This window comes from Ensifer sp. CCNWLY38 (assembly GCF_037120565.1).
In the GTDB taxonomy this organism is placed as follows: domain Bacteria; phylum Pseudomonadota; class Alphaproteobacteria; order Rhizobiales; family Rhizobiaceae; genus Ensifer; species Ensifer adhaerens_H.
Map to the genome: position 1 here is coordinate 180,760 of NZ_JBBBBO010000007.1, position 22,051 is coordinate 202,810.

Here is a 22,051-nt window from a genome sequence, read left to right on the forward strand (position 1 = left end):
AAAAAGCCCCGCATCGCTGCGGGGCTTTTTTCATGCTTGGGAGTGAACGCTTATCGCGGCAGGGTCGTCGAGCCCATCAGCGCCTCGTCGATCGCACGCGCCGCCTGGCGGCCTTCGCGGATCGCCCAGACGACGAGCGACTGGCCGCGACGCACGTCGCCGGCGGTCCAGAGCTTCTCGACCGAGGTCTTGTAGTCGCGCTCGTTGGCAACCACGTTGGTCGAGCCGCGGCGGTCGGTGTTGAGCGTCAGCTTGTCGCCGAGATCCTTCAGCACGCTGCTGGTAAACGGACCGCGGAAGCCGATGGCGATGAAGGCAAGATCGGCCTTGATGATGAACTCGGTGCCGGCGACCGGCTTGCGGCGATCGTCCACCTGGCAGCACTTCACGCCGGTCAAATTGCCATCCTCGTCGCCGATGAATTCGAGCGTTGCCACCTGGAACTCGCGGATAGCCCCTTCGGCCTGGCTGGACGAGGTGCGCATCTTCGTCGCCCAGAACGGCCAGACGGCGAGCTTGTCTTCCTTTTCCGGCGGCTGCGGTCGGATGTCGAGCTGGGTCACCTTGACCGCGCCCTGGCGGAAGGCAGTGCCGACGCAGTCCGACGCGGTATCGCCACCGCCAACGACGACGATGTGCTTGCCGCCGGCAAGGATCGGCTGCGACGGCCAGCCGACGCTGTCGATGTTCTCGCGGCCGACGCGGCGGTTCTGCTGCACGAGATAGGGCATCGCATCATGCACGCCAGCGAATTCGACACCGGGGATGCCCGCATCACGCGGCGTCTCCGAGCCGCCGCAGTAAAGCACGGCATCGTGGTCGTCGAGCAGGCGCTGCATCGGCACGTCAACGCCGACATTGATGCCGCAGTGGAAGGTGACGCCTTCGCCCTTCATCTGTTCGACGCGGCGGTCGATGAAGTTCTTTTCCATCTTGAAGTCCGGGATGCCGTAGCGCAGCAGGCCACCGGGCTTGGTCTCGCGCTCGTAGACGTGAACCTCGTGGCCGGCGCGGGCAAGCTGCTGGCCTGCCGCCATGCCGGCCGGGCCAGAGCCGATGACCGCGACCTTCTTGCCGGTCTTGGTGACGGCCGGTTGCGGCACGATGTAGCCCATCTCATAGGCCTTGTCGGCGATCGCCTGTTCGATCGTCTTGATCGCCACCGGCGTGTCTTCGAGGTTCAGCGTGCAGGCTTCCTCGCACGGCGCCGGGCAGACACGACCGGTGAATTCCGGGAAGTTGTTGGTCGAATGCAGGTTGCGGATCGCCTCGTCCCAGTTGCCGTTGTAGACGAGGTCGTTCCAGTCCGGGATCTGGTTGTGCACCGGGCAGCCGGTCGGTCCATGGCAATAGGGGATGCCACAGTCCATGCAGCGAGCGGCCTGCTTCTGCACTTCCGGTTCTGACATCGGAATGGTGAATTCACGGAAATGGCGAATGCGGTCGGATGCCGGCTGGTACTTTGCCACTTGCCGGTCGATCTCGAGAAATCCAGTTACCTTGCCCATCGTATTATCCTGAAAGCTTTGCGTCTGAACAGGCGCTTTTCCCAAGCGCGCGTGAGAGGCCCCCGAACCGATCTGTGATGAACCGGGAGCCTTGGTCACCGGGGCCTCCTATTCGGCCGCCTCTGCCATTTTCATGCGTTCCATATCCTCGAGCGCACGGCGGTATTCGACCGGCATGACCTTGCGGAATTTCGGCCGGTATTCCGTCCAGTGCTCGAGAATCTCCTTCGCCCGGGGCGAACCCGTGTGGTGAAGGTGGTTGGATATCAGCTGGTAGAGCCGCTCCTCGTCGTGGCGCGTCATGTCGCCGGAGACGTCAACCATGCCCTTGTGCATGATGTCGCCGCCGTGATGATGCAGCTTCTCGAGCATGTCGTCCTCTTCCGGAACCGGCTGCAACTCGACCATCGCCATGTTGCAACGACGGGCGAAATCGCCTTCCTCGTCCAGCACATAGGCAACGCCGCCCGACATGCCGGCCGCGAAGTTGCGACCCGTGCCGCCGAGCACGACGACGACGCCGCCGGTCATGTATTCGCAGCCATGGTCACCCACGCCCTCGACGACCGCGACCGCACCGGAATTGCGCACGGCGAAGCGTTCGCCGGCGACGCCGTTGAAGTAGCACTCGCCCGAAATCGCGCCGTAGAGCACGGTGTTGCCGACGATGATCGATTCGTGTGGAACGATCGTCGCATTTTCCGGCGGCCGGACGATGATGCGTCCGCCCGAGAGGCCCTTGCCGACATAGTCGTTGCCGTCACCCACGAGGTCGAAGGTGATGCCGCGTGCCAGGAACGCGGCGAAGGACTGGCCGGCCGTGCCCCTGAGGGTCACGTGGATGGTGTCGTCCTTTAGGCCCTTATGGCCCCAGCGCTTGGCAAGTGCACCGGCGAGCATCGCACCGGCCGAGCGGTCGACGTTCTTGATCGCAGCTTCGATCTTGACCGGCGCCTTGGTTTCGAGCGCGACCTTGGCTTCCTCGATCAGCTTGCGGTCGAGAATGTCGTCGATCGGGTGCTTCTGGCGTGTGGTCCAGTAGGTCTCTTCCTTCTTGGCTTCCACCTTGTGGAAGATCTTCGAGAAGTCGAGGCCGTTCGCCTTCCAGTGGGCAAGCGCACCGTCCTTTTCGAGCAGCTCGGAGGCACCGATGATCTCGTCAAGCTTGCGCACACCGAGCGAAGCCAGGATCTCACGCACTTCCTCGGCGACGAAGAAGAAGTAGTTGATGACGTGCTCGGCCGTGCCCTTGAAGCGCTTGCGCAGCACCGGGTCCTGCGTCGCGACGCCGACGGGACAGGTGTTGAGGTGGCACTTGCGCATCATGATGCAGCCAGCGGCGATCAGCGGAGCGGTGGCGAAGCCGAACTCGTCGGCACCGAGCAGTGCACCGATGATGACGTCGCGGCCGGTCTTCAGACCGCCGTCGACCTGCAGCGCCACGCGCGAACGCAGGCCGTTCAGCACCAGCGTCTGCTGGGTTTCGGCAAGGCCGATTTCCCAGGGGCTGCCGGCGTGCTTCAGCGAGGTCAGCGGCGAAGCGCCGGTGCCGCCGTCGAAGCCGGCGACGGTGATGTGGTCGGCACGCGCCTTGGCGACGCCGGCGGCAACCGTGCCGACGCCGACTTCCGAAACGAGCTTGACCGAGACGTCCGCTTCCGGATTGACGTTCTTCAGGTCGTAGATCAGCTGCGCCAGATCTTCGATCGAATAGATGTCGTGGTGCGGCGGCGGCGAGATCAGGCCGACGCCGGGTGTGGAGTGCCGGGTCTTGGCGACCGTCGCATCGACCTTGTGGCCGGGCAGCTGGCCGCCTTCGCCGGGCTTGGCGCCCTGCGCCACCTTGATCTGCAGCATGTCGGCATTGACCAGGTACTCGGTGGTCACGCCAAAGCGGCCGGATGCGATCTGCTTGATCGCCGAACGCTCGGGGTTCATCGAACCATCGGGCAGCGGCAGGTAGCGGTCGCTCTCCTCACCGCCCTCGCCGGTGTTCGACTTGCCGCCGATCCGGTTCATGGCGATTGCGAGCGTCGTATGCGCCTCGCGGCTGATCGAGCCGAAGGACATGGCACCGGTTGAGAAGCGCTTGACGATGTCGGCAGCCGACTCGACTTCATCGACCGAGATCGGCTTGCGGCCGACAGCCTCGGCACTTTTCACCGTGAACAGGCCGCGGATCGTGTTCATGCGCAGCGCCGAATTGTTCACCATCTCGGAGAATTCGCGGTAGCGGTCCTGCGCGTTGCCGCGCACGGCATGCTGCAGCGAGGCAATCGCATCCGGGGTCCAGGCGTGGCTTTCGCCGCGCATGCGGTAGGCATATTCACCGCCGATGTCGAGCGTGTTGGCGAGAACCGGGTCGGCACCGAAGGCCGCCTTGTGACGGGCGACGGTCTCGGCCGCGATCTCTTCGAGGCCGATGCCTTCGATCGTCGTCGCCGTGCCGAAGAAGAACTGGTTGACGAGCTTCGACGACAGGCCAACGGCGTCGAAGATCTGCGCGCCGCAATAGGACTGGTAGGTCGAGATGCCCATCTTGGACATGACCTTGAGGATGCCCTTGCCGACGGCCTTGATGTAGCGATAGACGACCTCGCTCGCATCGACCTCCTTCGGGAACTCGCCGCGCTTGTGCATGTCGATCAGCGTATCGAAGGCGAGATAGGGGTTGATCGCCTCGGCGCCGTAGCCGGCGAGCAGGCAGAAGTGGTGCACTTCGCGCGGTTCGCCGGACTCGAGCACGATGCCGACCGACGTGCGCAGGCCCTTGCGGATCAGGTGGTGGTGCACGGCGGCGGTCGCGAGCAGCGCCGGGATCGCCACGCGGTCCGGGCCGACCTGACGGTCAGAGAGGACGATGATGTTGTAGCCGCCCTTCACCGCCGCTTCCGCGCGCTCGCAGAGACGGTCGAGCATTTCGGGCATGCCTTCGGCACCGCGCGAAATGTCATAGGTGAAGTCGAGCGTCTTGGTGTCGAAGCGGTCCTCGGTGTGACCGATCGAGCGGATCTTTTCGAGATCGCCATTGGTCAGGATCGGCTGGCGCACTTCGAGACGCTTGGCATGCGCCATGCCCTCGTGGTCGAGGATGTTCGGACGCGGTCCGATGAAGGAGACGAGGCTCATCACCAACTCTTCGCGGATCGGGTCGATCGGCGGGTTCGTGACCTGCGCAAAGTTCTGCTTGAAATAGGTGTAAAGCAGCTTGCGCTTGTCCGACATCGCCGAAATCGGCGTGTCGGTGCCCATCGAGCCGATCGCTTCCTGGCCGGTGGTCGCCATCGGCGACATCAGGATCTTGGTGTCTTCGAGCGTGTAGCCGAAGGCCTGCTGGCGGTCGATCAGCGACACGTCACGGCGCAATGCACGCGGCTCGACCGGCTTCAGCTCTTCGAGGATCAGCTGGGTGTCTTCGAGCCACTTGCTATAGGGGTGCTTCTGGGCGAGCGAGGACTTCACCTCCTCGTCAGAGATGATGCGGCCCTGTTCCATGTCGATCAAGAGCATCTTGCCCGGCTGCAGACGCCACTTCTTGACGATCTTGTCCTCGTCGACCGGAAGCACGCCGGCTTCCGAAGCAAGGATGACGCGATCGTCAGACGTGACGATGTAGCGGGCCGGACGCAGGCCGTTGCGGTCGAGCGTAGCACCGATCTGGCGACCGTCGGTAAAGGCAACGGCAGCCGGGCCGTCCCACGGCTCCATCAAGGCTGCATGGTATTCGTAGAACGCCTTGCGTTCGGGCGACATCAGCTGGTTGCCGGCCCAGGCTTCCGGGATCAGCATCATGACCGCATGCGACAGCGAGTAGCCGCCCTGCACCAGGAATTCGAGTGCGTTGTCGAAACAGGCGGTGTCCGACTGGCCCTCATAGGAGATCGGCCAGAGCTTGGAGATATCCTCGCCGAAGAGCGGCGAGGAGACAGACGCCTGACGCGCCGCCATCCAGTTGACATTGCCGCGCAGCGTGTTGATTTCGCCGTTATGCGCGACCATGCGGTAGGGGTGTGCGAGCTTCCAAGACGGGAAGGTGTTGGTCGAGAAGCGCTGGTGCACGAGCGCAACGGCGCTTTCGAACCGCGGATCGGCCAAGTCCTTATAGTAGGCGCCAACCTGGTAGGCGAGGAACATGCCCTTGTAGACAATCGTCGAGGACGACAGCGACACGGGATAGAAGTTGCTCTCCTCGCCCTTGTATTCGTCATAGATCCGGTTGGAGATCACCTTGCGCAGCGTAAAGAGACGGCGCTCGAATTCGGGGTTCGTGGCGGCATCGCGGCCGGCACCGATGAAGATCTGGACATGGCGCGGCTCGGTCGCGGCAATCTCGGGCGCCTTCGACAGCGAGGAATTGTCGACCGGCACGTCGCGGTAGCCGATGAGCACCTGGCCCTCTTCGGCGACGACGTCCTTGATCACCTGCTTGAAGTGTTCAACCAGCGCATCGTCCTGCGGCATGAAGATGTGACCGACGGCATATTCGCCGGCCTTCGGCAAAGTGATGCCCTGCTTGGCCATCTCCTCGCGGAAGAAACGGTCGGGAATCTGTACGAGAATGCCCGCGCCGTCACCCATCAGCGGATCGGCGCCGACGGCACCACGGTGCGTCAGGTTTTCGAGCATGAAGAGGCCGTCGCGCACGATCTGGTGCGACTTCTGACCCTTCATATGCGCGACGAAGCCGACGCCGCAGGCGTCATGTTCGTTGCGCGGATCGTAGAGACCCTGTTTTCGCGGCAGGCCAGTCGGGAATGCGGGCGTTTTTTCAGCCGTCGCAACGCTGTGTGCGAGGTTGAGCCCAGATTGCTGTGATGGCGAATGATCCGTCATCGTTTTCCCTCCTGTTAAACCCGGCACCGCCGGGCATGCCACCGCCCGCGCATGGCTCTTCGTTGCGCGCAAGGCACGCCAAAAAGCCGGGGCACTATCGTCTCATGATCCTGATCAGGTCGCAAATAAGCACGGCATCATCAGGCACTGATGTCTGCGACCATCCTGACGGCAGGCGATAACAACCGGATGAAATCCGGCAAATCCCCCCGCTTCGCACGCCGGGTGCCATTTTTTTAGGCACTCGCGGCGATTGTTCCGGTCCCTAGACCGAAATAGGACAGCAAACCTGTCCTATTTCATGTGCTCTATGCCAGAAACCACCCCCCTCCGCAAGAGGCATATCAGCAAATAATAGAGAAGATTTTGCCGAACATTGCCGGAAGTTTCCGGCTTTTATAATTAAATTACGGATCGCCGGCGTTTTCTTCCTTTTGGTTTCAAACTGGTCTCAGGTTGGCCTTTCGGCTCCTGACCGTGATTGATCCGGCCGAGAACTCGGCTAAGGTCGGCCAAATCCGTCGAAAAGACTGTAATACAGGGTGGAAAGTGATGATTTTTTCGTCTGACAACTGGGCTGGCGCCCATCCCGCGATTGCCGAAAGCCTGATGGCGCATGCAGGCGGCTACGCATCGGCCTATGGCACCAGCGACCTCGACCGGAAGGTGGAGAAGAAGTTCGCGGAAATCTTCGAAAGGGATGTCTCTGTCTTCTTCGTCGGCACCGGAACGGCTGCCAATTCGCTGGCACTTGCGACGGCCAACCGCGCAGGCGGCATCGCCTTCTGTCATCGCGAAGCGCATGTCATCGCCGATGAATGCGGCGCGCCGGAATTCTTCTCGCACGGCGCCCGGCTGAAGCCAGTCGACGGCCCCCGCGGCAAGATGGACGCCGCACACCTCGAAGCCGAGATCCGGCGCTTTCCGCTCGACAACGTCCACGGCGGCCAGCCGACGGCGGTCTCGCTGACCCAGGCAACGGAAAGCGGCACGGTCTATTCGCTCGCGGAGATCGAGGCGATCGCAGCCGTTGCCAAGGCGCACAAGTTGCCGCTGCATATGGACGGTGCCCGCTTCGCCAATGCGCTCGTCGGCCTTGGCGCAACGCCCGCTGAGATGACCTGGAAGCGCGGTGTCGATCTCGTGTCATTCGGTGGCACCAAGAACGGCTGCTGGTGCGCCGAAGCGCTGGTGCTCTTCGATCTCTCGAAAGCGCACGAAATGCATTTCCTGCGCAAGCGCTCGGCGCAGCTCTTCTCCAAGTCGCGCTTCGTCTCCGCACAGTTCGACGCCTACTTCGCCGGCAATCTCTGGCTGAACCTCGCCCGCCATGCCAACGCGATGGCCGCACGCCTCGCCGAGGGCATTGCCGCCTCGAAGACGAGCCGTCTCGCCTGGCAGGCGGACGCCAACGAGGTTTTCCCCATCATCAGGAAAGACGTGGCCGCGAAGCTCAGGCAGGATGGCGCTGTCTTCTACGACTGGCCCGTGCCGCACGATCTCGACGGAAATCTTACGCCGAATGAAGGTCTCTACCGCCTCGTGACCAGCTTCGCGACGAAGGCCGACGATGTCGACCGGTTCGTTGCCGCCTGCTGAACGGCCAACGCTTTTCCGTCCGGACGAACATCTCGCCACCTGAGCGGGGTGATCCCCCGCATCAAGCCTGCCCCTGCAGTGTCCTGACATTGGAGAGGATTTCGGCCGAAAGTGCTGCACTCAGCTTGCGGTCCACGCCCTTGCTCGGCACCAGCACGAATTCCACGTCTTCGAGCGGCGGCAAAGCGCCGGCGGGCATCTCCTTGAGCCCCTGCGGCACCATGCTGCGCGGCTGCACGAGCACGCCCATTCCGGCGCGTGCGGCCGCCGTCAGCCCGCTGAGGCTGCCGCAGGTGCAGACGATGCGCCACGGCAGGCGATGCCGGTCGAGCACTTCGAGCGCGACGCTGCGGGTAATGCTCGGCGGCGGAAAGGCGATCAGCGGCAGTACCTTGTCGCGCTTGATCCTCTCTGGGTCGCGGGCGAGCCAGACGAGCGGCTCGCGATAGACGAGCTCTCCCCGGAGGTCGCCAAGCCTGCGCTTGGCGAGCACGAGGTCGATCTCGCCGTTGTCCTGCATCTGGTAAAGCACGCCGCTGAGCGCCACGGTCAGTTCGAGATCGACCGACGGATGGGCACGCACGAAATCTTCGAGAACCGCCGGCAGCCGGCTCATGACGAAATCCTCGGAAACACCGAGGCGCAGGCGGCCGCGCAGGCTGCTTTCGGCAAAAAGCGCCCGCACCTCGCCGTCGATCGCCAGCATCGAACGGGCATGGGCAAGCAGTGCCAGCCCATCCGCCGTCAGCGAAACGCGGTGGGTATCGCGGGCGACCAGGGTTCGCCCGAGCGAGGCCTCAAGCCTTTGAATATGCTGGCTGACGGTCGATTGCCCAAGCGACAGTTTCTCCGCCGCGAGCGTGAAACTGCCCATCTGTTCGAGCGCGACGAAGCTGCGCAACTGCACGAGATCCAGCATAGCTCATCCCAAATCGCGATAACTGTTATTCCTTGCATCCTGCTTCATAATGAGTGATCCCGGCAAGACGTTTGATAATCAGCAAGTGACCGGATATGCGCCGCTACCTTCCCGATACCTTCACCATCCTGCTTCTGGCGACGGTGCTCTTGGCATCCGTCCTGCCGATCCATGGTGAGGCAACCGCCTGGTTCGGATTAGCGACCAAGGTGGCGGTCGGCATGGTCTTCTTCCTGCACGGCGCGCGCCTGTCGCGCGACGTGGTGATCGCCGGCATCCTGCACTGGCGGCTGCACCTGACGATCCTCGCTTCCACCTTCGTGCTCTTCCCGCTGATTGGTCTTGCGATCGGATTCGTCCCGAACTCGATCCTTCCGCAGTCGCTCTACACCGGCATCCTCTTCCTCTGCGTGCTGCCCTCGACGGTGCAGTCGTCGATCGCCTTCACCTCGATGGCCGGCGGCAATGTGCCGGCCGCGATCTGCTCGGCGTCTGCGTCCAACATTTTCGGCATGTTTCTGACACCGCTGTTGGTCGGGCTGCTGTTTACCGCCGGCGGCCACGGCAGCGTCACGCTCGACGCGGTGAAGCAGATCCTGCTGCAGCTGCTCGCCCCCTTCGTTATCGGCCAGCTGCTGCAGCCCTTGATCGGCAACTGGATCCGGGCGCGCAAGGGCCTCTTGGCGCCCGTCGATCGTGGCTCGATCCTGATGGTCGTCTATCTCGCCTTCAGCCAGGCGGTGACATCGGGCCTTTGGCAGACCTATTCGCTGGCAGATCTCGGCGTTCTCGTCGTCATCGAAATCGTCATGCTGGCGCTCGTGCTTGCCGTCACCATGTTCGGCAGCCGCCTGCTCGGCTTCGACAAGGCGGATGAGATCGCCATCACCTTCTGCGGCTCGAAGAAGAGCCTTGCGAGCGGCGTTCCGATGGCGAGCGCCATCTTCGCCGGCCAGAACATCGGCGCGATCGTTCTGCCGGTAATGCTGTTCCACCAAATCCAGCTGATGGCCTGCGCCGTCATCGCACAGCGCTATGCCGCCAAGAAGCAGACGTCTGCCGTACCGGCACCGGCCAGCTCTTAAAGAATCCAGAAGAAGTCTGACGCGGTTTCCGTTCGGAACTGCGTGATTTCCCAATAAAAAAGCGGCGCCCCTGGGGGACGCCGCCTGTCTTGGGAGATTGTCTTCGCGGTTAGAGGGTCTGGGCCTCGATCTGCTTCGGCTGCGAGGCAACGGACGAAATCTCGATCCGGCGGGGCTTGGCTGCTTCCGGAATCTCGCGGGTGAGGTCGATGTGCAGCAAGCCGTTCTTCAGCGAAGCGGACTTGATCTCCACGTGATCGGCGAGCTGGAAGCGGCGCTCGAAGGCACGCTTGGCAATGCCGCGATGGAGAAACTGGCTTTCGTCGCCCTTTTCCTCGGCTTTTTCGCCCTTGACCGTCAGCGTGTGCTCACGGGCCTCGATCGACAGCTCGCTCTCGTCAAAGCCGGCAACGGCCATGGTGATGCGGTAGGCGTTTTCGCCGGTGCGTTCGATGTTGTAGGGCGGATAGGTCTGGGCTTCACCCGGCTGGCCGAGGCTGTCGAGCATCGTGAACAGGCGATCAAAGCCAACGGTGGAACGGTAAAGGGGAGAGAAATCAAAGTGACGCATTGTGTCCTCCTTGGAGCAACGGTTTGCGATGTCTGGTCGGCCACCCCATTCTGGCAGCGGCAAGACCGGTGAACGGACCCGTCTTCGGCGCCCGTGACCCTGATTTGGGGAGGCAAATTCGCGACTTCAAGACGCGAGCGCTCACGATTTTCCCGTGAACCCGACATGAACGGCCGCTTCGGCTTCCGTTCAGCCCCGGTGGGCTAGAAGAAAACTCTGGGCGGCAACTCCCAGGCTGAAGTGATACGTCCCTTCCTCTTCAGCAGCCGGAAACGGTGATCGTCCGGATTTCACCCACCGTTTCCGGCTTTTTTCTTTGACGACGGAGACCCTGCCGCCTATCCCTTGATGATACCGATCAACACGCTCTTCTTGGCCGTCACCACGTCATGACCTCGATCCTCCACTCGACACCGGACAATCCGATCCCGGAAAACTATGTCGCTGGGTTCTTCGATGGCGTCGGCGGTCGCAAGATTCGCTACGCGATCTTCAGGACGAAGCAGCCTGTTGCGCGCGGCACGGTCGTCCTGCTGCAGGGCCGCAACGAATCGATCGAGAAATACTTCGAGACGATCGCTGATCTCACGGCAGCAGGTCTTTGGGTCGCGACCTTCGACTGGCGCGGCCAGGCGGGCTCCGAGCGGCTGCTGCCACACCCGGGACGCGGCTACGTCGACCACTTCTCCGACTATGAACGCGACCTCAGCACCTTCCTCGAACAGATCGTGTTGCCCGATACGCGCCTGCCCTTCTCGATCGTCGCCCATTCCATGGGTGCGCTCGTTGCCCTGTCGCTGGCACCGATGCTAGCAAGCCGGATCGACCGACTGGTGGTGCTGGCACCCTTCGTCGGCCTTGGCGGACAGGCGCTCGGCGAGCCCAGCATTGCGGCGATTGCGACCCTCATGCGCTGCATCGGCCTCGGCACCCTGCCGGCCCATCCCGACAAGGGCAACCGCCCGTTCGAAAGCAACGTGCTGACGGCGGACCGGCGCCGCTACCTGCGCAACATCGCACTGACCGACACGCATCCGGAACTGAGGCTTGGCCCGCCCACCGCGCGCTGGCTGAGCGAGGCCTTCCGCGCCATGCGCCGCGTCATCCGCCGCGAGCATCTGACGCGCATCACCCTGCCGACGATCATCCTGGCGCCAACCGCTGACCGTCTGGTGCCGCATCTCGCCGTCGAGTGGTTGGCGCGCAACTTCCGCGCCGCTCAGATGATCCCGATCGATGGCGCCCGCCACGAACTGCTTCACGAAGCAGACCGCTATCGCGCCCAGGCGATGGCCGCGATCCTTGCCTTCGTCATCCCCGAAGAGGGTGACGAACGCGAAAACAGCGCCGCCTGATACAGGCGGGCACACTCGGCAATAATTTGATTTTGCATCTCGCTTCGATATCAGCGCCGGAGCGTGGCGCCCTCAGCCTTTGAGGATTTCCAGCGCCTGAGCATGCAGTTCGGCGCTGCCCGCAGCGATGACCTCGCCACCCATTTCCGCCGGTCCGCCCTGCCAATTGGTGACGATACCGCCGGCCTGCTCGATCAGGGGGATCAGACCGCCGACGTCGTAGGGTTTCAGTCCGCATTCGATCACCAGGTCGATATGACCGGCGGCGAGCAGCGCGAAGGCGTAGCAATCGCAGCCGTAGCGGAAGAGCCGCACCTTGTTCTGCACCGCCTCGTACTTGGTCTTGAAGTCACCCGTGTAGAGGTGCGGCGATGTGGTGAACAGCACCGCATCCGAAAGCGAATTGCAGGCACGGGTCGAAAGCACCTTTTCGCCACCGGGACCCCGGTAGGTCGTCTTCTCACCATCGGCGAAATAGCGCTCACCGGTGAACGGCTGATCCATCAGGCCCATGACCGCTTCGCCATTGCGATAGAGGCCGATCAGCGTGCCCCAGACCGGCAGGCCGGAAATGAAGGCGCGTGTGCCGTCGATTGGGTCGATGACCCAGACATATTCGCGGTCGAGCCCGACATTGCCATGCTCTTCGCCAAGGATGCCGTGCTCCGGAAAATGCTTCTCGATCAGCGCACGGATCGCCGCTTCCGCCGACTGGTCCGCCTCCGTTACCGGATCGAAGCCGCCTTCGATCTTGTTGACCACGCTGGTGCCGATCCGGAATCGCGGCAGGGTCTCTGCCTTGGCAGCTTCGGCAAGGCGATCGAAGAAGGCGCGGTCGGGCAGCATGGCTCTCTCTCAGGGAAGCATGGACGAAGGAAGGTTCGTCTTGCATAGACGAAATTTACCGAAAGGCAAACGCGCTGATGCGATGGCAGCAGCGACCAAATCGCCTGTGTTTTCATATTTCTAGCGTTTCAATCGGTTCAGATACCGCTTTCGACTGAAAAACTTTTGATGCACTGCAAAAGTCTTCACTGCCTCAACTTGACATTTGTGCAGTGCAATATTAAGGTTTGGGTACAGTCACCTGTGACTGTAAATACCCTCCTTGGGTGTTTCCTCCCTAGACTTGACCGCGCCGTTGGCGCGGTTTTTTTTGAAGCTCCCCGACAGAAAATCCGAAGGTCACTCCGCTGCGAGCGGGAGGTAGGCGCCGTAGTCTTCGACATGGCGGGCAAGCGACGCGACGAAGGTCGTGAGATCTGCGACTAGCGCGCCGAAGCCGGGCTTGCGCACCAGCGTCGTCTCGTCGACATAGAGCGCCCGGTTGATCTCGATCTGCAGCGCGTGCAGCCCGCGTGTCGGGCGGCCGTAATGCTCGGTGATGAACCCGCCGGCATAGGGCTTGTTGCGCACGACGCTATAGCCGAGTTGCTGCAACAGATCGACCGCGGCGCGCGACAATTCACCCGCGGCACTGGTGCCGTAGCGGTCGCCGATGATGAAGTCGGGACGCTGGGCGCTGCCGGGCAGATGCACGTTCCCGGGCATCGAATGGCAATCGATCAGCACCGACAGACCGAACTGCACGTGGGTGCGCGCGATCAGCTTGCGCAGGGTGGCATGGTAGGGCTTGTAGATCGTCTCGATCCGCGTGAGCGCGTCTTCCACCGGGAAACGTCCGCGATAGATCTCCATGTTCTCGGCGACCAGCCGCGGTATCGTGCCGAGGCCGCCGGCGACGCGCATCGAGCTGATGTTGGCGTGCGGCGGAAGCGAGCCGTCGAACATGCGCGGGTCAAGCTCATAGGGCTCACGGTTGACGTCGAGGAAGGCGCGCGGGAAATGCGCCAGCAGCATCGGCGCTCCGAGAAAAGTCGCGTTCTGGAACAGCTCATCGACATAGTGGTCTTCCGACCGGCGAATCGAAACGGCGTCGAGCCGCGACTGATCGAGAAAGCGCTGGGGATAGGACCGGCCGCTATGCGGTGAATTGAACACAAAGGGAATGCGCTGGATCGGAGGTTCCAGGACCTCGAACAGTTCCCTCTCCGCAATTTCCCCCATCTGAACCCTTTTTTACCATATGCGGTTCTTACAATTGTCATCATGTTGCCAGTTGGTCCGCTCTGTGTCCATAGTGACCAATCACAGCTCCCGGGGAATTGACGTCCCGCGTTCACGAGATATTTACCGCGTTGGGGTTTGGATAGAACGCCGCAATCTACGCGCAATAAACTGAATAAAATAAAGAGAAGCACGGCCGAATTCATGACTGCGAAAATCCTTCTTGCCGAAGACGACAACGATATGCGCCGGTTCCTGGTGAAGGCGCTCGAAAAGGCCGGCTACAAGGTCATGTCCTACGACAACGGCGCCAGCGCCTATGACCGGCTTCGCGAGGAGCCCTTCTCGCTTCTCCTCACCGACATCGTCATGCCGGAGATGGACGGCATCGAGCTGGCGCGCCGCGCGACCGAACTCGATCCGGACCTCAAGGTCATGTTCATCACCGGCTTTGCCGCCGTTGCGCTCAATCCCGACTCCAAGGCGCCGAAGGATGCCAAGGTGCTTTCGAAGCCCTTCCACCTCCGCGACCTCGTCGACGAGGTCAACAAGATGCTGGCCGCCGCCTGAGCGACGACGGTTTTCCACAGTCGCTGCCGCTTGCGGCACACTGTGGCGACAAGCCAAGACGATTTCCGATCGACCGCCGCGATCCACAAGGGATCTCCGGCGGTCTTTTCGTTTCAAGGCCTTAGCAGGAATCCCGCAAATCCGGGCCCTCGCCACGCCACCGCGACCGACCCCCGGATGGGAAAAAACATGCCATCCAAATTTCTGTCAAAAAACCTTCGAAAACCCTATTGACGCGACAACGGGTTTTGTGGTCTATGCGCCGACATCGGATGGGCGTGTAGCTCAGCGGGAGAGCACTACGTTGACATCGTAGGGGTCACAAGTTCGATCCTTGTCACGCCCACCATTCGAATTCAAAAGGCCTTTCGAGAAATCGAGAGGCCTTTTTCGTTTCCCCCATTTCTTCCTAGCTGCAGCAGACGAACGGCACGCTCGCAGCGGCCTTTATCGAAACGCTGCGCGCCAAGTTGCCCACAGCTGGCGCTGGGACTTTGGTCCGACAGGGGCCGGCAAAGGTCCGGGGCGCATTGTCGAATCGGCTTCACGATGACTTGATGCCGAAGCGCCCGGAAGCACAGCCCGCCTCCTGGGCGCAACCGGTCCCAGAGCGATGCCCCGTAGCCCCAATACCGCCGCTCTGGGACCCCGTCTTCTCCTCATCTTGTCGCCATCGCCTGCTATCGCGACCACCCGGCCTCCGGGGAAGCGCAGGGTTGGTCTTCCGTCACGAAAATTTATGGTTTGCGTCATGGAAGGCACGCCTTCTCGCCCTAATTTCCGTCTTCGATCTCAACGCTTTGCCAAGCGCCAAGCGCAAGGCAAAGCAAGCCACCAAACAGACGAAGGGCGACATTCCTCGCACACCTCACCAGGGGCGAATGTGATGCCGAACCGAGCACCTCTCCATTCAAGCGAAAGGAACGGACCATGCCGGCAGTCAAGAACATCGTTCTCGTACACGGCGCCTGGGGCGACGCCTCCCATTGGCGTCACGTCATTCCGCCACTCCACGCCAAGGGCTACAGGGTCGCCGCAGTGCAGAACCCACTGACCTCGCTTGCCGACGACGTCGAGCGCACGCGCAAACTGGCGGAATCGCTTGATGGCCCGACCCTGCTTGTCGGCCACTCCTATGGCGGCGCGGTGATCAGCGGCGCCGGCCATGCAGCCAATGTCGTCGGCCTCGTCTATGTCGCGGCCTTCGCGCCGGACGAGGGCGACAGCCTCGGCAGCATCTTTGCGCGGCGCGACCCACCCTCCGGTGCTGCCAGTATCCGGCCCGACAAGGATGGCTTCCTCTGGTTGGCGCAAGACACCTTCCGACAGAGCTTTGGCCAGGATTTGAACGAGACCGACGCGCTGGTCATGGCGGTGACGCAGAAGCCCATCGCCGGGCGTTGCTTCGAGGACAAGGCCGGACCGCCGGCCTGGAAGGAAAAGCCGAGCTGGTATCAGGTATCGCGCCACGACAACATGATCCCGCCGGAAACCGAGCAGTGGATGGCTGAACGGATCAAGGCGAAGACGATCGTCACCCTCGATGCCAGCCACGCTTCGCTTGCATCGCATCCAAAGGAGATCGTCGCACTGATCGACGAGGCGATCGCGTCGCTCGGCTAGTCCGATTTGCAATCATTTGCCATCTTTAACGTCGCAACGAAAAACCCCGTCGGTCGCCGGACCGACGGGGCCTTGTTCCAGGACTGCCGCCGACATCAACCGCCGTCGATGGCCGACCATAAAAGGTCGAAGCCTTAATGCACCATGGCGGAGGCGACGGACATCAATTCGTCGCGACGCGGGGCTCCGAACATGTTCTGGCCGCCGTCCGGTACTTCCGTGAAACTCCAGCGCACAACGCCATCACGATCGAGCAGGAACTCGCCGACGAGTTGCCCGGCCCCGGTCGCCATCATCCGTTCGTCAGCCTCGGTGATCTGGTAGTCTTCCGCCTTGTCGAGATAGGCCATAGCTGCGATCGGATCCATCGGTTCCGGCAATTCGCCCGGCATATTCACCTTCATCGCCATGATCGTCTTTTGGGCGATCTTGTACGGCCAGGCGTCCTCGTCCTCGGTGAATTCGAGGTTGGGCAGCCCGAACGCCCGATGCGAGACCCGTTCCGGATCGGCGGCGGCCAGCAAATTCGGCACAGGATGATACCGGAAATAGAGGCGCGCTCGATCGATCGGCGTATTGACCACCGTCAGGCTCTCGATGCCCCTCTCCCGCAAGGCGCCGTCGAGTTGCGCCATGGCGGCGATCTGCCGTCTGCAGAACGGACAATGCAGGCCGCGGAACAGGCCGACCAGGACCGGTTTGCGGCCGCGAAAATCATCAATGGCGATCTGACCTTCCTGCGTGATTGCGTCGAGCACCACGTTCGGCGCCCGGTCACCCGGCTGCAACGGCCGTCCACTCAGCGGCTCAACCATGTTTCGTCTCCTCATTCGGCCGGCACGCTCCTGGTACGCCTTGTGGCAAGGCAGGCGCTTTTTCTCCGGCAAGCTGTGCGCAGCAATCAAACGGCGGACACCGCGCCCTAGGCGACGATCGGAAATGTCAGTCGAGAAATGGCAAAATCATCAACGCCTCGGGATCGAGACCATGTTGCGCACATATGTCTCGCGCCAAGGCGAAGTACCTTTCCGCTGCATCGAGATCGCCGGCGTCCAGGCAGAGCGTCGCCAAGCCATCATAACACGGAAACAGGAGCTGCGCCTCTTGCGTTTCGCCGCAAAGATCGAGCGCCTCCTGATAGAGGGCGCGGGCGACATCCGGCCGAGCATGACACTGATGGATCTGGCCGAGCACCAGCAGCGATACCGGCAGATGGTCGCGCTGGTCGAGTTCCCGGTCGATCGCAACCGCGCGCTCGGCTGCCGGCACGCCGTCAGGCGCACAGCGATCGGTGAAGGTGCAATAGGCGACGGCAAGGTTGGCGAGCAGGCGCGCCTGAAAACCGAGGTCGCCGATGCGCCTTGCCATGTCGAAACCGCAGCGGCAAACCTCAATCGCACGTTTCGGATCGGTGACCGCGTAGAACACCGCCAGATTGGTATAGCCGCGGCAGGCGGCATTCAACAGGTTCGCGCCTTCCGCCACCGCGACGCTTCGCTCGACGATACCGATCGCTTCGGCGCTGCGGCCAAGGCGGGCAAGCGTCACGCCCTTGGTGTTCAGCGCTTCGGCCGTGACCCGCATCGCCTCCCGCTCAGTCTCTGGGGTCTCCGGCGTATATGCCGCAATGCGATCCAGGGCGTCGTCCGCCGCCTTGAGGGCGCCTGCATAGTCTCCCATGCGGAAGGCGAGGTGGCCGCATTCCTGTGAAAGATGCGCACCTTCAATCGGCGCGCTTACGCCTTCGAGCAACTCGGCGGCTGCCGCGAAGGAAGCCAACGCCTCGTCACGCCGTCCGGTTTCCCAGAGATGATGACCGAGTTTGCGCCGGATCCGTGCCGATGCAATCCGGTCGTCCGTAGCGCAGTAAATCTCCAATAGTGCGCCGTAGTGCTGAACCGCCGCCTCCCGCTGGCCGGTCGGACCCAGGAGATCGGCGACGCGTTCGCGTACGGCAAGCCATTCGGGCCCCTGATCGCCGGTGGCCGCCAGTGCCGCCATGGCCTGTTCATAAAGCCGGATGGCATCATCATTGGCATAGAGTGCCCGCGCCCGGTCTCCGGCCGCGACCAGGTAATGTGCGCCCTTGGCCTTCTGTTCGGAGAGGCCGAAATGGTGGCCGAGCAGCGCCATTTCCTCGAGCCGGTCGGTATCCTCGCCGAACCGGCGCTCCAGCACCTTACCGATCAATGCGTGCCCGTCCGTGCGCCGGCTGAGCAGCAGATTGTTGTAGACCACCTCCTGCAATAGCGTCTGGGTAAACCGATAGGTCTGCGTGCCCAGTAACCCGCCGTCCCTGGTTTCTTCGATGATCTCCGCGTCGCAGAGCAGATCAAGAACCGTATCCACCGGCGTCCGCCCCGAAACCGCTTGCAGCAGATCCGCATCGAAGCGCGGCCCGATCATCGCAGCGTGGTGCAGCGTTCGTCGGGCGTCCGGCGGCAGCCGGTCGACGCGGCCGAGCAGTATCGCCTCGATGGTCACTGGAATGTCGGCGGCCGCTTCGCGCTCCACCACCCGCCAGATCGAGCCGACCTGCTGCACGGCGGATACGTCGATCAGGCCGCGAACGATTTCCTCGATGAACAGGGGATTTCCCCCTGCCCGTGCCAAGATGCGCTCGGCGAGCGCCTGAGGCAGCCCATCCCTACCGAAGAATGCCGCAAGCAGCCGACGCCTGTCGGCTTCCGAAAGCGGTGCGAGGCGCAACGCTGTCAAGTTTGTATGGCCGGGCTTCAGCCGATCGGCATCGGCGTCGGGCCGCTGGGTGGTCAGCAGCATCAACGGGCCGCCTTCCGTCCGCTCGAGGACGAAGGATATGGCCTCGAGCGAGGCAGCGTCGGCCCAGTGCAAGTCCTCGATCACGAGCAGTAAGGGCGTTCGCGATAGCCGTCGTTCAAAAATCGCCCTCACCGCCGCGAAAAGCTGCCGGCGCATCTGTTCCGGCTCCACATGGCGCAACAGCTCATCCTGGGAATCCATGCCCAGGATCCGCAGGAACAGCGGCACGAGTTGTTCGAGCTTGTCTTGCGCAAAGCCGATCTCGGCCAGTCCTGCGGCGAGTAGCTCTGTCGTCCGCTGCAGGCTGTCGCTCACCGAAATCCCGTAGGCACCGCGCAGTACCGCCGCGAGAACGCCATAGGACGGTTCTCCGAGCGACGAACTGCCGGCGCGGCGAACGACGACGTTCGAAAAGCGCGGATCCGCGGCCACCCGTTCGAGGAACTCTTTGATCAGCCGCGATTTTCCGAGCCCTGCCTCTCCCGTCAGACGCACCAGTTGCGCCGTCCCGCCGCAGGCAAGCTCGAGGCAATCAATGAGGCGCTTCATCTCCGCCTCACGTCCGATCAGCGGCGCACCGAGCCCCAGCGCTTCGAGACCACGTGCCGTGCGCGGTGCCTCCAGAGACTGCGTCAGCCTGTAGACCTCGACGCTTTCCGCTTTCCCGCGCAGCGTCATCGCGCCAAGCGCCTCGTAGGCAAACGCGTGGCAGGTCAACCGATAGGTCACCGGCCCGACGAGGATCTCCCCAGGCCCTGCCAGCGATTGCAGCCGCTGCGCCGTGTTGACCGCGTCGCCGGTCACCGAATAGGCCTTGCCGTCGCCAGCGCCCAAACGCCCCGCCACGACAGTTCCGGTGTTGAGCCCGATATGGAGGTTCAGCGGCTCGCCGATCCGCCGCTGCCAGCGTTCGCCGACCCGCCGAGCCCGACCGGCCATGTCGAGCGCGGCACGAAGCGCTCTCTCGGAGTCGTCCTCGTGTGCCACCGGCGCGCCGAAAAGGGCAAGCAACGCGTCGCCGATGAATTTGTCGACGAAGCCACCGTAAGCCTCGACCGCCTCGGTCAGTTCTTCGAAGAGTTCGTTCTGGAAAGCCCTGAGGACCTCCGGATCCACCTGCTCGCTGAGACCAGTAAAGCCGCAGAGATCGGCGAAGAGAATGGTGGCTGTGCGGCGGTCGGCGCCCGCCTCCTCTCTGCCAGAAGGTTGCGCCCGAGGCGTCTGTGCCGTCGCAGGTGGCGAAACCGTCGGCTTTATTGCTGCCGGGCTTCCAAGCCGGGTGCCGCAGGTGGGACAAAACGAAAAGTGTGGCGGGCAGAGTGCGCCGCAACCGGGACACGGGCTATGCTGCTTGGCACCGCAATTCGGGCAAAACGCAAACCCGCCTTGGATCTCGCAACCGCACTCGTGGCAGTTCATCGACGACGAACCTTCGAACGAACCCAGGTTGGCACGGCGAACGCGGAGCCAGCCGGGACATGATGGCTTCGAAAGAATGGACCCGCGTCACCTGCTTTGCAAGCAACAGCAAAAATTGCGATGGGAGACCGCGAATGCGGCCTCCTCCAGGGCCTCCCGATCAATCAGTCCGGCAATGGTTCGTCGGCAATGCCGGCCTCAAGCGCTGTTAGGAGTGGGCGCGGCGCGTCGTTGGTGGACGGGAAAACGTATCGAGATCGATGGCGGCACCTTCCGGCGCGCGGCACACCTCCTCCGGATGCCGGTCGCTGGCCTCGACGGCGAAGTGGATCGCCGCCGTCTCGTTGGTGAAGAGGCCGCCAACGACGCCCTTGCGGTCGGAAACGACCCACCAGCCGTGCCTATCGCGGCCAACGACGAACGTGCATGCGCGCGAAAACCACGGCGAATCTGCTGCGTACTGCCCATGATGGAATGACCTCGTTGATCGGAAAGAAGGTTTAACCGGCAATCCACGGAATGGCGGCCTGAATGCCATAGGCAAGGCCGAGAACGATACCGAGGCGGACGCCGATGCCGAGAAAGGCGTCGCGAACCGCGCTGTCGTAATCGTGGCGGTTCTCGATGTTTTCGTTGCCCTGGGCGCGTCGGCGCTGCTCGGCTTGAGCGGCAAGATGCGGTAAGCGTGACATGATCTGTCTCCTTTTTGACATTACGTCCCGCGCGCCGAGCTCAACGAATGAGGGGATGCTGGCAGGACGGGAATTGTTGAGGGAACTCAGCTCGCGAGCGCGATGCGGGCGCCACGGCCGATATGGGTGGAGGACGGAAGTTCGGTGAGCGGCTCGAGTGCCGCACGAATCTCGGCCGCCGTTTCCGGCGCAACCGGCGTCAATGGCAAGCGCAGTTCGGGGCTGAGGGCGCGCGCCAGGTGCAGCGCGTATTTGATCGGTCCCGGATTGGTCTCGCGCTCCAGCGCCACCAGCAACGGCCTTATCCGTTCATGGATGGCAAGCGCCGCCCCTGCGTTGCCGGTCGTGATTGCCTGATGCATCGCCACCACCAGCCGCGGAACGACATTGGACGCCACCGATATGGTGCCGTGTCCGCCGCAAAGATTGAACGGCAGCGCCGTCTGGTCATGGCCGGAAAACGGACGAAGGCGGTTCTTCAGCGCAACCGACATCGAAAGAAGCCGGCCGATGTCGCCGGTCGCATCCTTGATGCCGACGATGCCGGGAAGCTCCGCCAGCCGCTCGAGCGTTCGCGGTGCCAGATCGACGCCGGTGCGGCCAGGCACGTTGTAGAGGATGACCGGCAAATCGACAGCCCTGGTGACCGCCTCGAAGTGCCGATAGAGCCCCTCCTGCGACGGCTTGCTGTAATAGGGCGCAACAATGAGCGCCGCATCGGCGCCGACCGCCTTGGCTTCCGCCGTCAGCTCGATCGTCGTCTCGGTACTGTTGGTGCCGGTTCCGGCGATAATGGGGATCTTCCGCTCGGCGACCTCGACGCAGCGCTCGATCACCATTGTCCGCTCAGCACGCGACAGCGTCGGCGCCTCGCCGGTGGTACCGCAAGCGACGATGCCGGAGATGCCGTGGCGAATCTGCCATTCGGCCAGCGACATCAGACCGACGACATCGACCTTGCCGTCGCGAAACGGTGTGACGAGCGCCGTGATCGCCCCGTCGAGGCGCAGCGAGTGCATGTTCATGGAA

General features: G+C 62.8%; 15 protein-coding genes and 1 tRNA gene. 6 read left to right on the forward strand and 10 right to left on the reverse strand.

Going from position 1 to position 22,051, the window contains the following annotated elements; all coding sequences use genetic code 11:
- Positions 1-50 precede the first annotated feature (50 nt).
- A complete protein-coding gene (locus V7S54_RS16915) occupies positions 51-1,508 on the reverse strand; it encodes a glutamate synthase subunit beta (RefSeq protein ID WP_065375219.1) in 1,458 nt (485 codons plus the stop codon).
- 108 nt (positions 1,509-1,616) lie between these two features.
- On the reverse strand, positions 1,617-6,341 hold the full coding sequence (gene gltB / locus V7S54_RS16920) for a glutamate synthase large subunit (protein WP_065375218.1): 4,725 nt from the start codon (positions 6,339-6,341) through the stop codon (positions 1,617-1,619).
- Between the two features lie 552 nt (positions 6,342-6,893).
- On the opposite strand from gltB, the gene V7S54_RS16925 reads away from it, so the two are divergent.
- Positions 6,894-7,940, forward strand: a complete 1,047-nt coding sequence (locus tag V7S54_RS16925) for a threonine aldolase family protein (protein ID WP_065375217.1) — start codon at positions 6,894-6,896, stop codon at positions 7,938-7,940.
- Between the two features lie 61 nt (positions 7,941-8,001).
- Here V7S54_RS16925 and V7S54_RS16930 read toward each other — a convergent pair whose 3' ends face one another.
- The gene (locus V7S54_RS16930) at positions 8,002-8,859 is read right to left on the reverse strand and encodes a LysR substrate-binding domain-containing protein (RefSeq protein WP_065375216.1); all 858 of its coding nucleotides are present in this window, start codon (positions 8,857-8,859) and stop codon (positions 8,002-8,004) included.
- Positions 8,860-8,954: 95 nt separating this feature from the next.
- On the opposite strand from V7S54_RS16930, the gene V7S54_RS16935 reads away from it, so the two are divergent.
- Positions 8,955-9,944: a bile acid:sodium symporter family protein gene (locus V7S54_RS16935; RefSeq protein ID WP_065375215.1), complete on the forward strand. Its 990-nt coding sequence runs from the start codon at positions 8,955-8,957 to the stop codon at positions 9,942-9,944.
- Between the two features lie 109 nt (positions 9,945-10,053).
- Here the strand turns inward: V7S54_RS16935 and V7S54_RS16940 are convergent, their stop codons facing one another.
- The gene (locus tag V7S54_RS16940) at positions 10,054-10,515 is read right to left on the reverse strand and encodes an Hsp20 family protein (protein WP_057254625.1); all 462 of its coding nucleotides are present in this window, start codon (positions 10,513-10,515) and stop codon (positions 10,054-10,056) included.
- Positions 10,516-10,904: 389 nt separating this feature from the next.
- Between V7S54_RS16940 and V7S54_RS16945 the strand changes: the two genes are divergently transcribed.
- Positions 10,905-11,870 (forward strand): alpha/beta fold hydrolase, encoded by a 966-nt coding sequence (locus tag V7S54_RS16945; protein ID WP_065375214.1) that lies wholly within the window; start codon positions 10,905-10,907, stop codon positions 11,868-11,870.
- A gap of 72 nt (positions 11,871-11,942) precedes the next feature.
- On the opposite strand, the gene hisN is transcribed toward V7S54_RS16945, so the two are convergent.
- Positions 11,943-12,716, reverse strand: coding sequence for a histidinol-phosphatase (hisN, locus tag V7S54_RS16950; RefSeq protein ID WP_057254623.1), 774 nt, complete (start codon positions 12,714-12,716; stop codon positions 11,943-11,945).
- 339 nt (positions 12,717-13,055) lie between these two features.
- A complete protein-coding gene (locus tag V7S54_RS16955) occupies positions 13,056-13,937 on the reverse strand; it encodes an N-formylglutamate amidohydrolase (RefSeq protein ID WP_065375213.1) in 882 nt (293 codons plus the stop codon).
- 204 nt (positions 13,938-14,141) lie between these two features.
- Between V7S54_RS16955 and cpdR1 the strand changes: the two genes are divergently transcribed.
- From cpdR1 to V7S54_RS16970, 3 genes are all read left to right on the forward strand, one after another.
- Entirely contained in the window at positions 14,142-14,507 is a 366-nt protein-coding gene (gene cpdR1 / locus V7S54_RS16960; RefSeq protein WP_034786813.1) for a response regulator CpdR1, read from the forward strand.
- Between the two features lie 274 nt (positions 14,508-14,781).
- Positions 14,782-14,856 (forward strand) — tRNA-Val (locus tag V7S54_RS16965).
- Between the two features lie 581 nt (positions 14,857-15,437).
- Entirely contained in the window at positions 15,438-16,130 is a 693-nt protein-coding gene (locus V7S54_RS16970) for an alpha/beta fold hydrolase (RefSeq protein ID WP_065375358.1), read from the forward strand.
- A gap of 134 nt (positions 16,131-16,264) precedes the next feature.
- Here the strand turns inward: V7S54_RS16970 and V7S54_RS16975 are convergent, their stop codons facing one another.
- From V7S54_RS16975 to dapA, 4 genes are all read right to left on the reverse strand, one after another.
- Positions 16,265-16,945, reverse strand: a complete 681-nt coding sequence (locus V7S54_RS16975) for a peroxiredoxin-like family protein (RefSeq protein ID WP_065375359.1) — start codon at positions 16,943-16,945, stop codon at positions 16,265-16,267.
- Between the two features lie 127 nt (positions 16,946-17,072).
- On the reverse strand, positions 17,073-20,330 hold the full coding sequence (locus tag V7S54_RS16980) for an adenylate/guanylate cyclase domain-containing protein (protein ID WP_065375360.1): 3,258 nt from the start codon (positions 20,328-20,330) through the stop codon (positions 17,073-17,075).
- 500 nt (positions 20,331-20,830) lie between these two features.
- A complete protein-coding gene (locus V7S54_RS16985) occupies positions 20,831-21,022 on the reverse strand; it encodes a hypothetical protein (protein ID WP_336408642.1) in 192 nt (63 codons plus the stop codon).
- 86 nt (positions 21,023-21,108) lie between these two features.
- Complete coding sequence (gene dapA / locus V7S54_RS16990; RefSeq protein ID WP_065375363.1) at positions 21,109-22,047, reverse strand: 4-hydroxy-tetrahydrodipicolinate synthase; 939 nt, start codon at positions 22,045-22,047, stop codon at positions 21,109-21,111.
- Positions 22,048-22,051 lie beyond the last annotated feature (4 nt).

Bases quoted from the DNA above. Each gene is read 5' to 3' on its own strand.
- V7S54_RS16915 (WP_065375219.1), bottom strand. From the start codon at position 1,508: ATGGGCAAGGTAACTGGATTTCTCGAGATCGACCGGCAAGTGGCAAAG.
- gltB (WP_065375218.1), bottom strand. From the start codon at position 6,341: ATGACGGATCATTCGCCATCACAGCAATCTGGGCTCAACCTCGCACAC.
- V7S54_RS16925 (WP_065375217.1), top strand. From the start codon at position 6,894: ATGATTTTTTCGTCTGACAACTGGGCTGGCGCCCATCCCGCGATTGCC.
- V7S54_RS16930 (WP_065375216.1), bottom strand. From the start codon at position 8,859: ATGCTGGATCTCGTGCAGTTGCGCAGCTTCGTCGCGCTCGAACAGATG.
- V7S54_RS16935 (WP_065375215.1), top strand. From the start codon at position 8,955: ATGCGCCGCTACCTTCCCGATACCTTCACCATCCTGCTTCTGGCGACG.
- V7S54_RS16940 (WP_057254625.1), bottom strand. From the start codon at position 10,515: ATGCGTCACTTTGATTTCTCTCCCCTTTACCGTTCCACCGTTGGCTTT.
- V7S54_RS16945 (WP_065375214.1), top strand. From the start codon at position 10,905: ATGACCTCGATCCTCCACTCGACACCGGACAATCCGATCCCGGAAAAC.
- hisN (WP_057254623.1), bottom strand. From the start codon at position 12,716: ATGCTGCCCGACCGCGCCTTCTTCGATCGCCTTGCCGAAGCTGCCAAG.
- V7S54_RS16955 (WP_065375213.1), bottom strand. From the start codon at position 13,937: ATGGGGGAAATTGCGGAGAGGGAACTGTTCGAGGTCCTGGAACCTCCG.
- cpdR1 (WP_034786813.1), top strand. From the start codon at position 14,142: ATGACTGCGAAAATCCTTCTTGCCGAAGACGACAACGATATGCGCCGG.
- V7S54_RS16970 (WP_065375358.1), top strand. From the start codon at position 15,438: ATGCCGGCAGTCAAGAACATCGTTCTCGTACACGGCGCCTGGGGCGAC.
- V7S54_RS16975 (WP_065375359.1), bottom strand. From the start codon at position 16,945: ATGGTTGAGCCGCTGAGTGGACGGCCGTTGCAGCCGGGTGACCGGGCG.
- V7S54_RS16980 (WP_065375360.1), bottom strand. From the start codon at position 20,330: ATGAACTGCCACGAGTGCGGTTGCGAGATCCAAGGCGGGTTTGCGTTT.
- V7S54_RS16985 (WP_336408642.1), bottom strand. From the start codon at position 21,022: ATGTCACGCTTACCGCATCTTGCCGCTCAAGCCGAGCAGCGCCGACGC.
- dapA (WP_065375363.1), bottom strand. From the start codon at position 22,047: ATGAACATGCACTCGCTGCGCCTCGACGGGGCGATCACGGCGCTCGTC.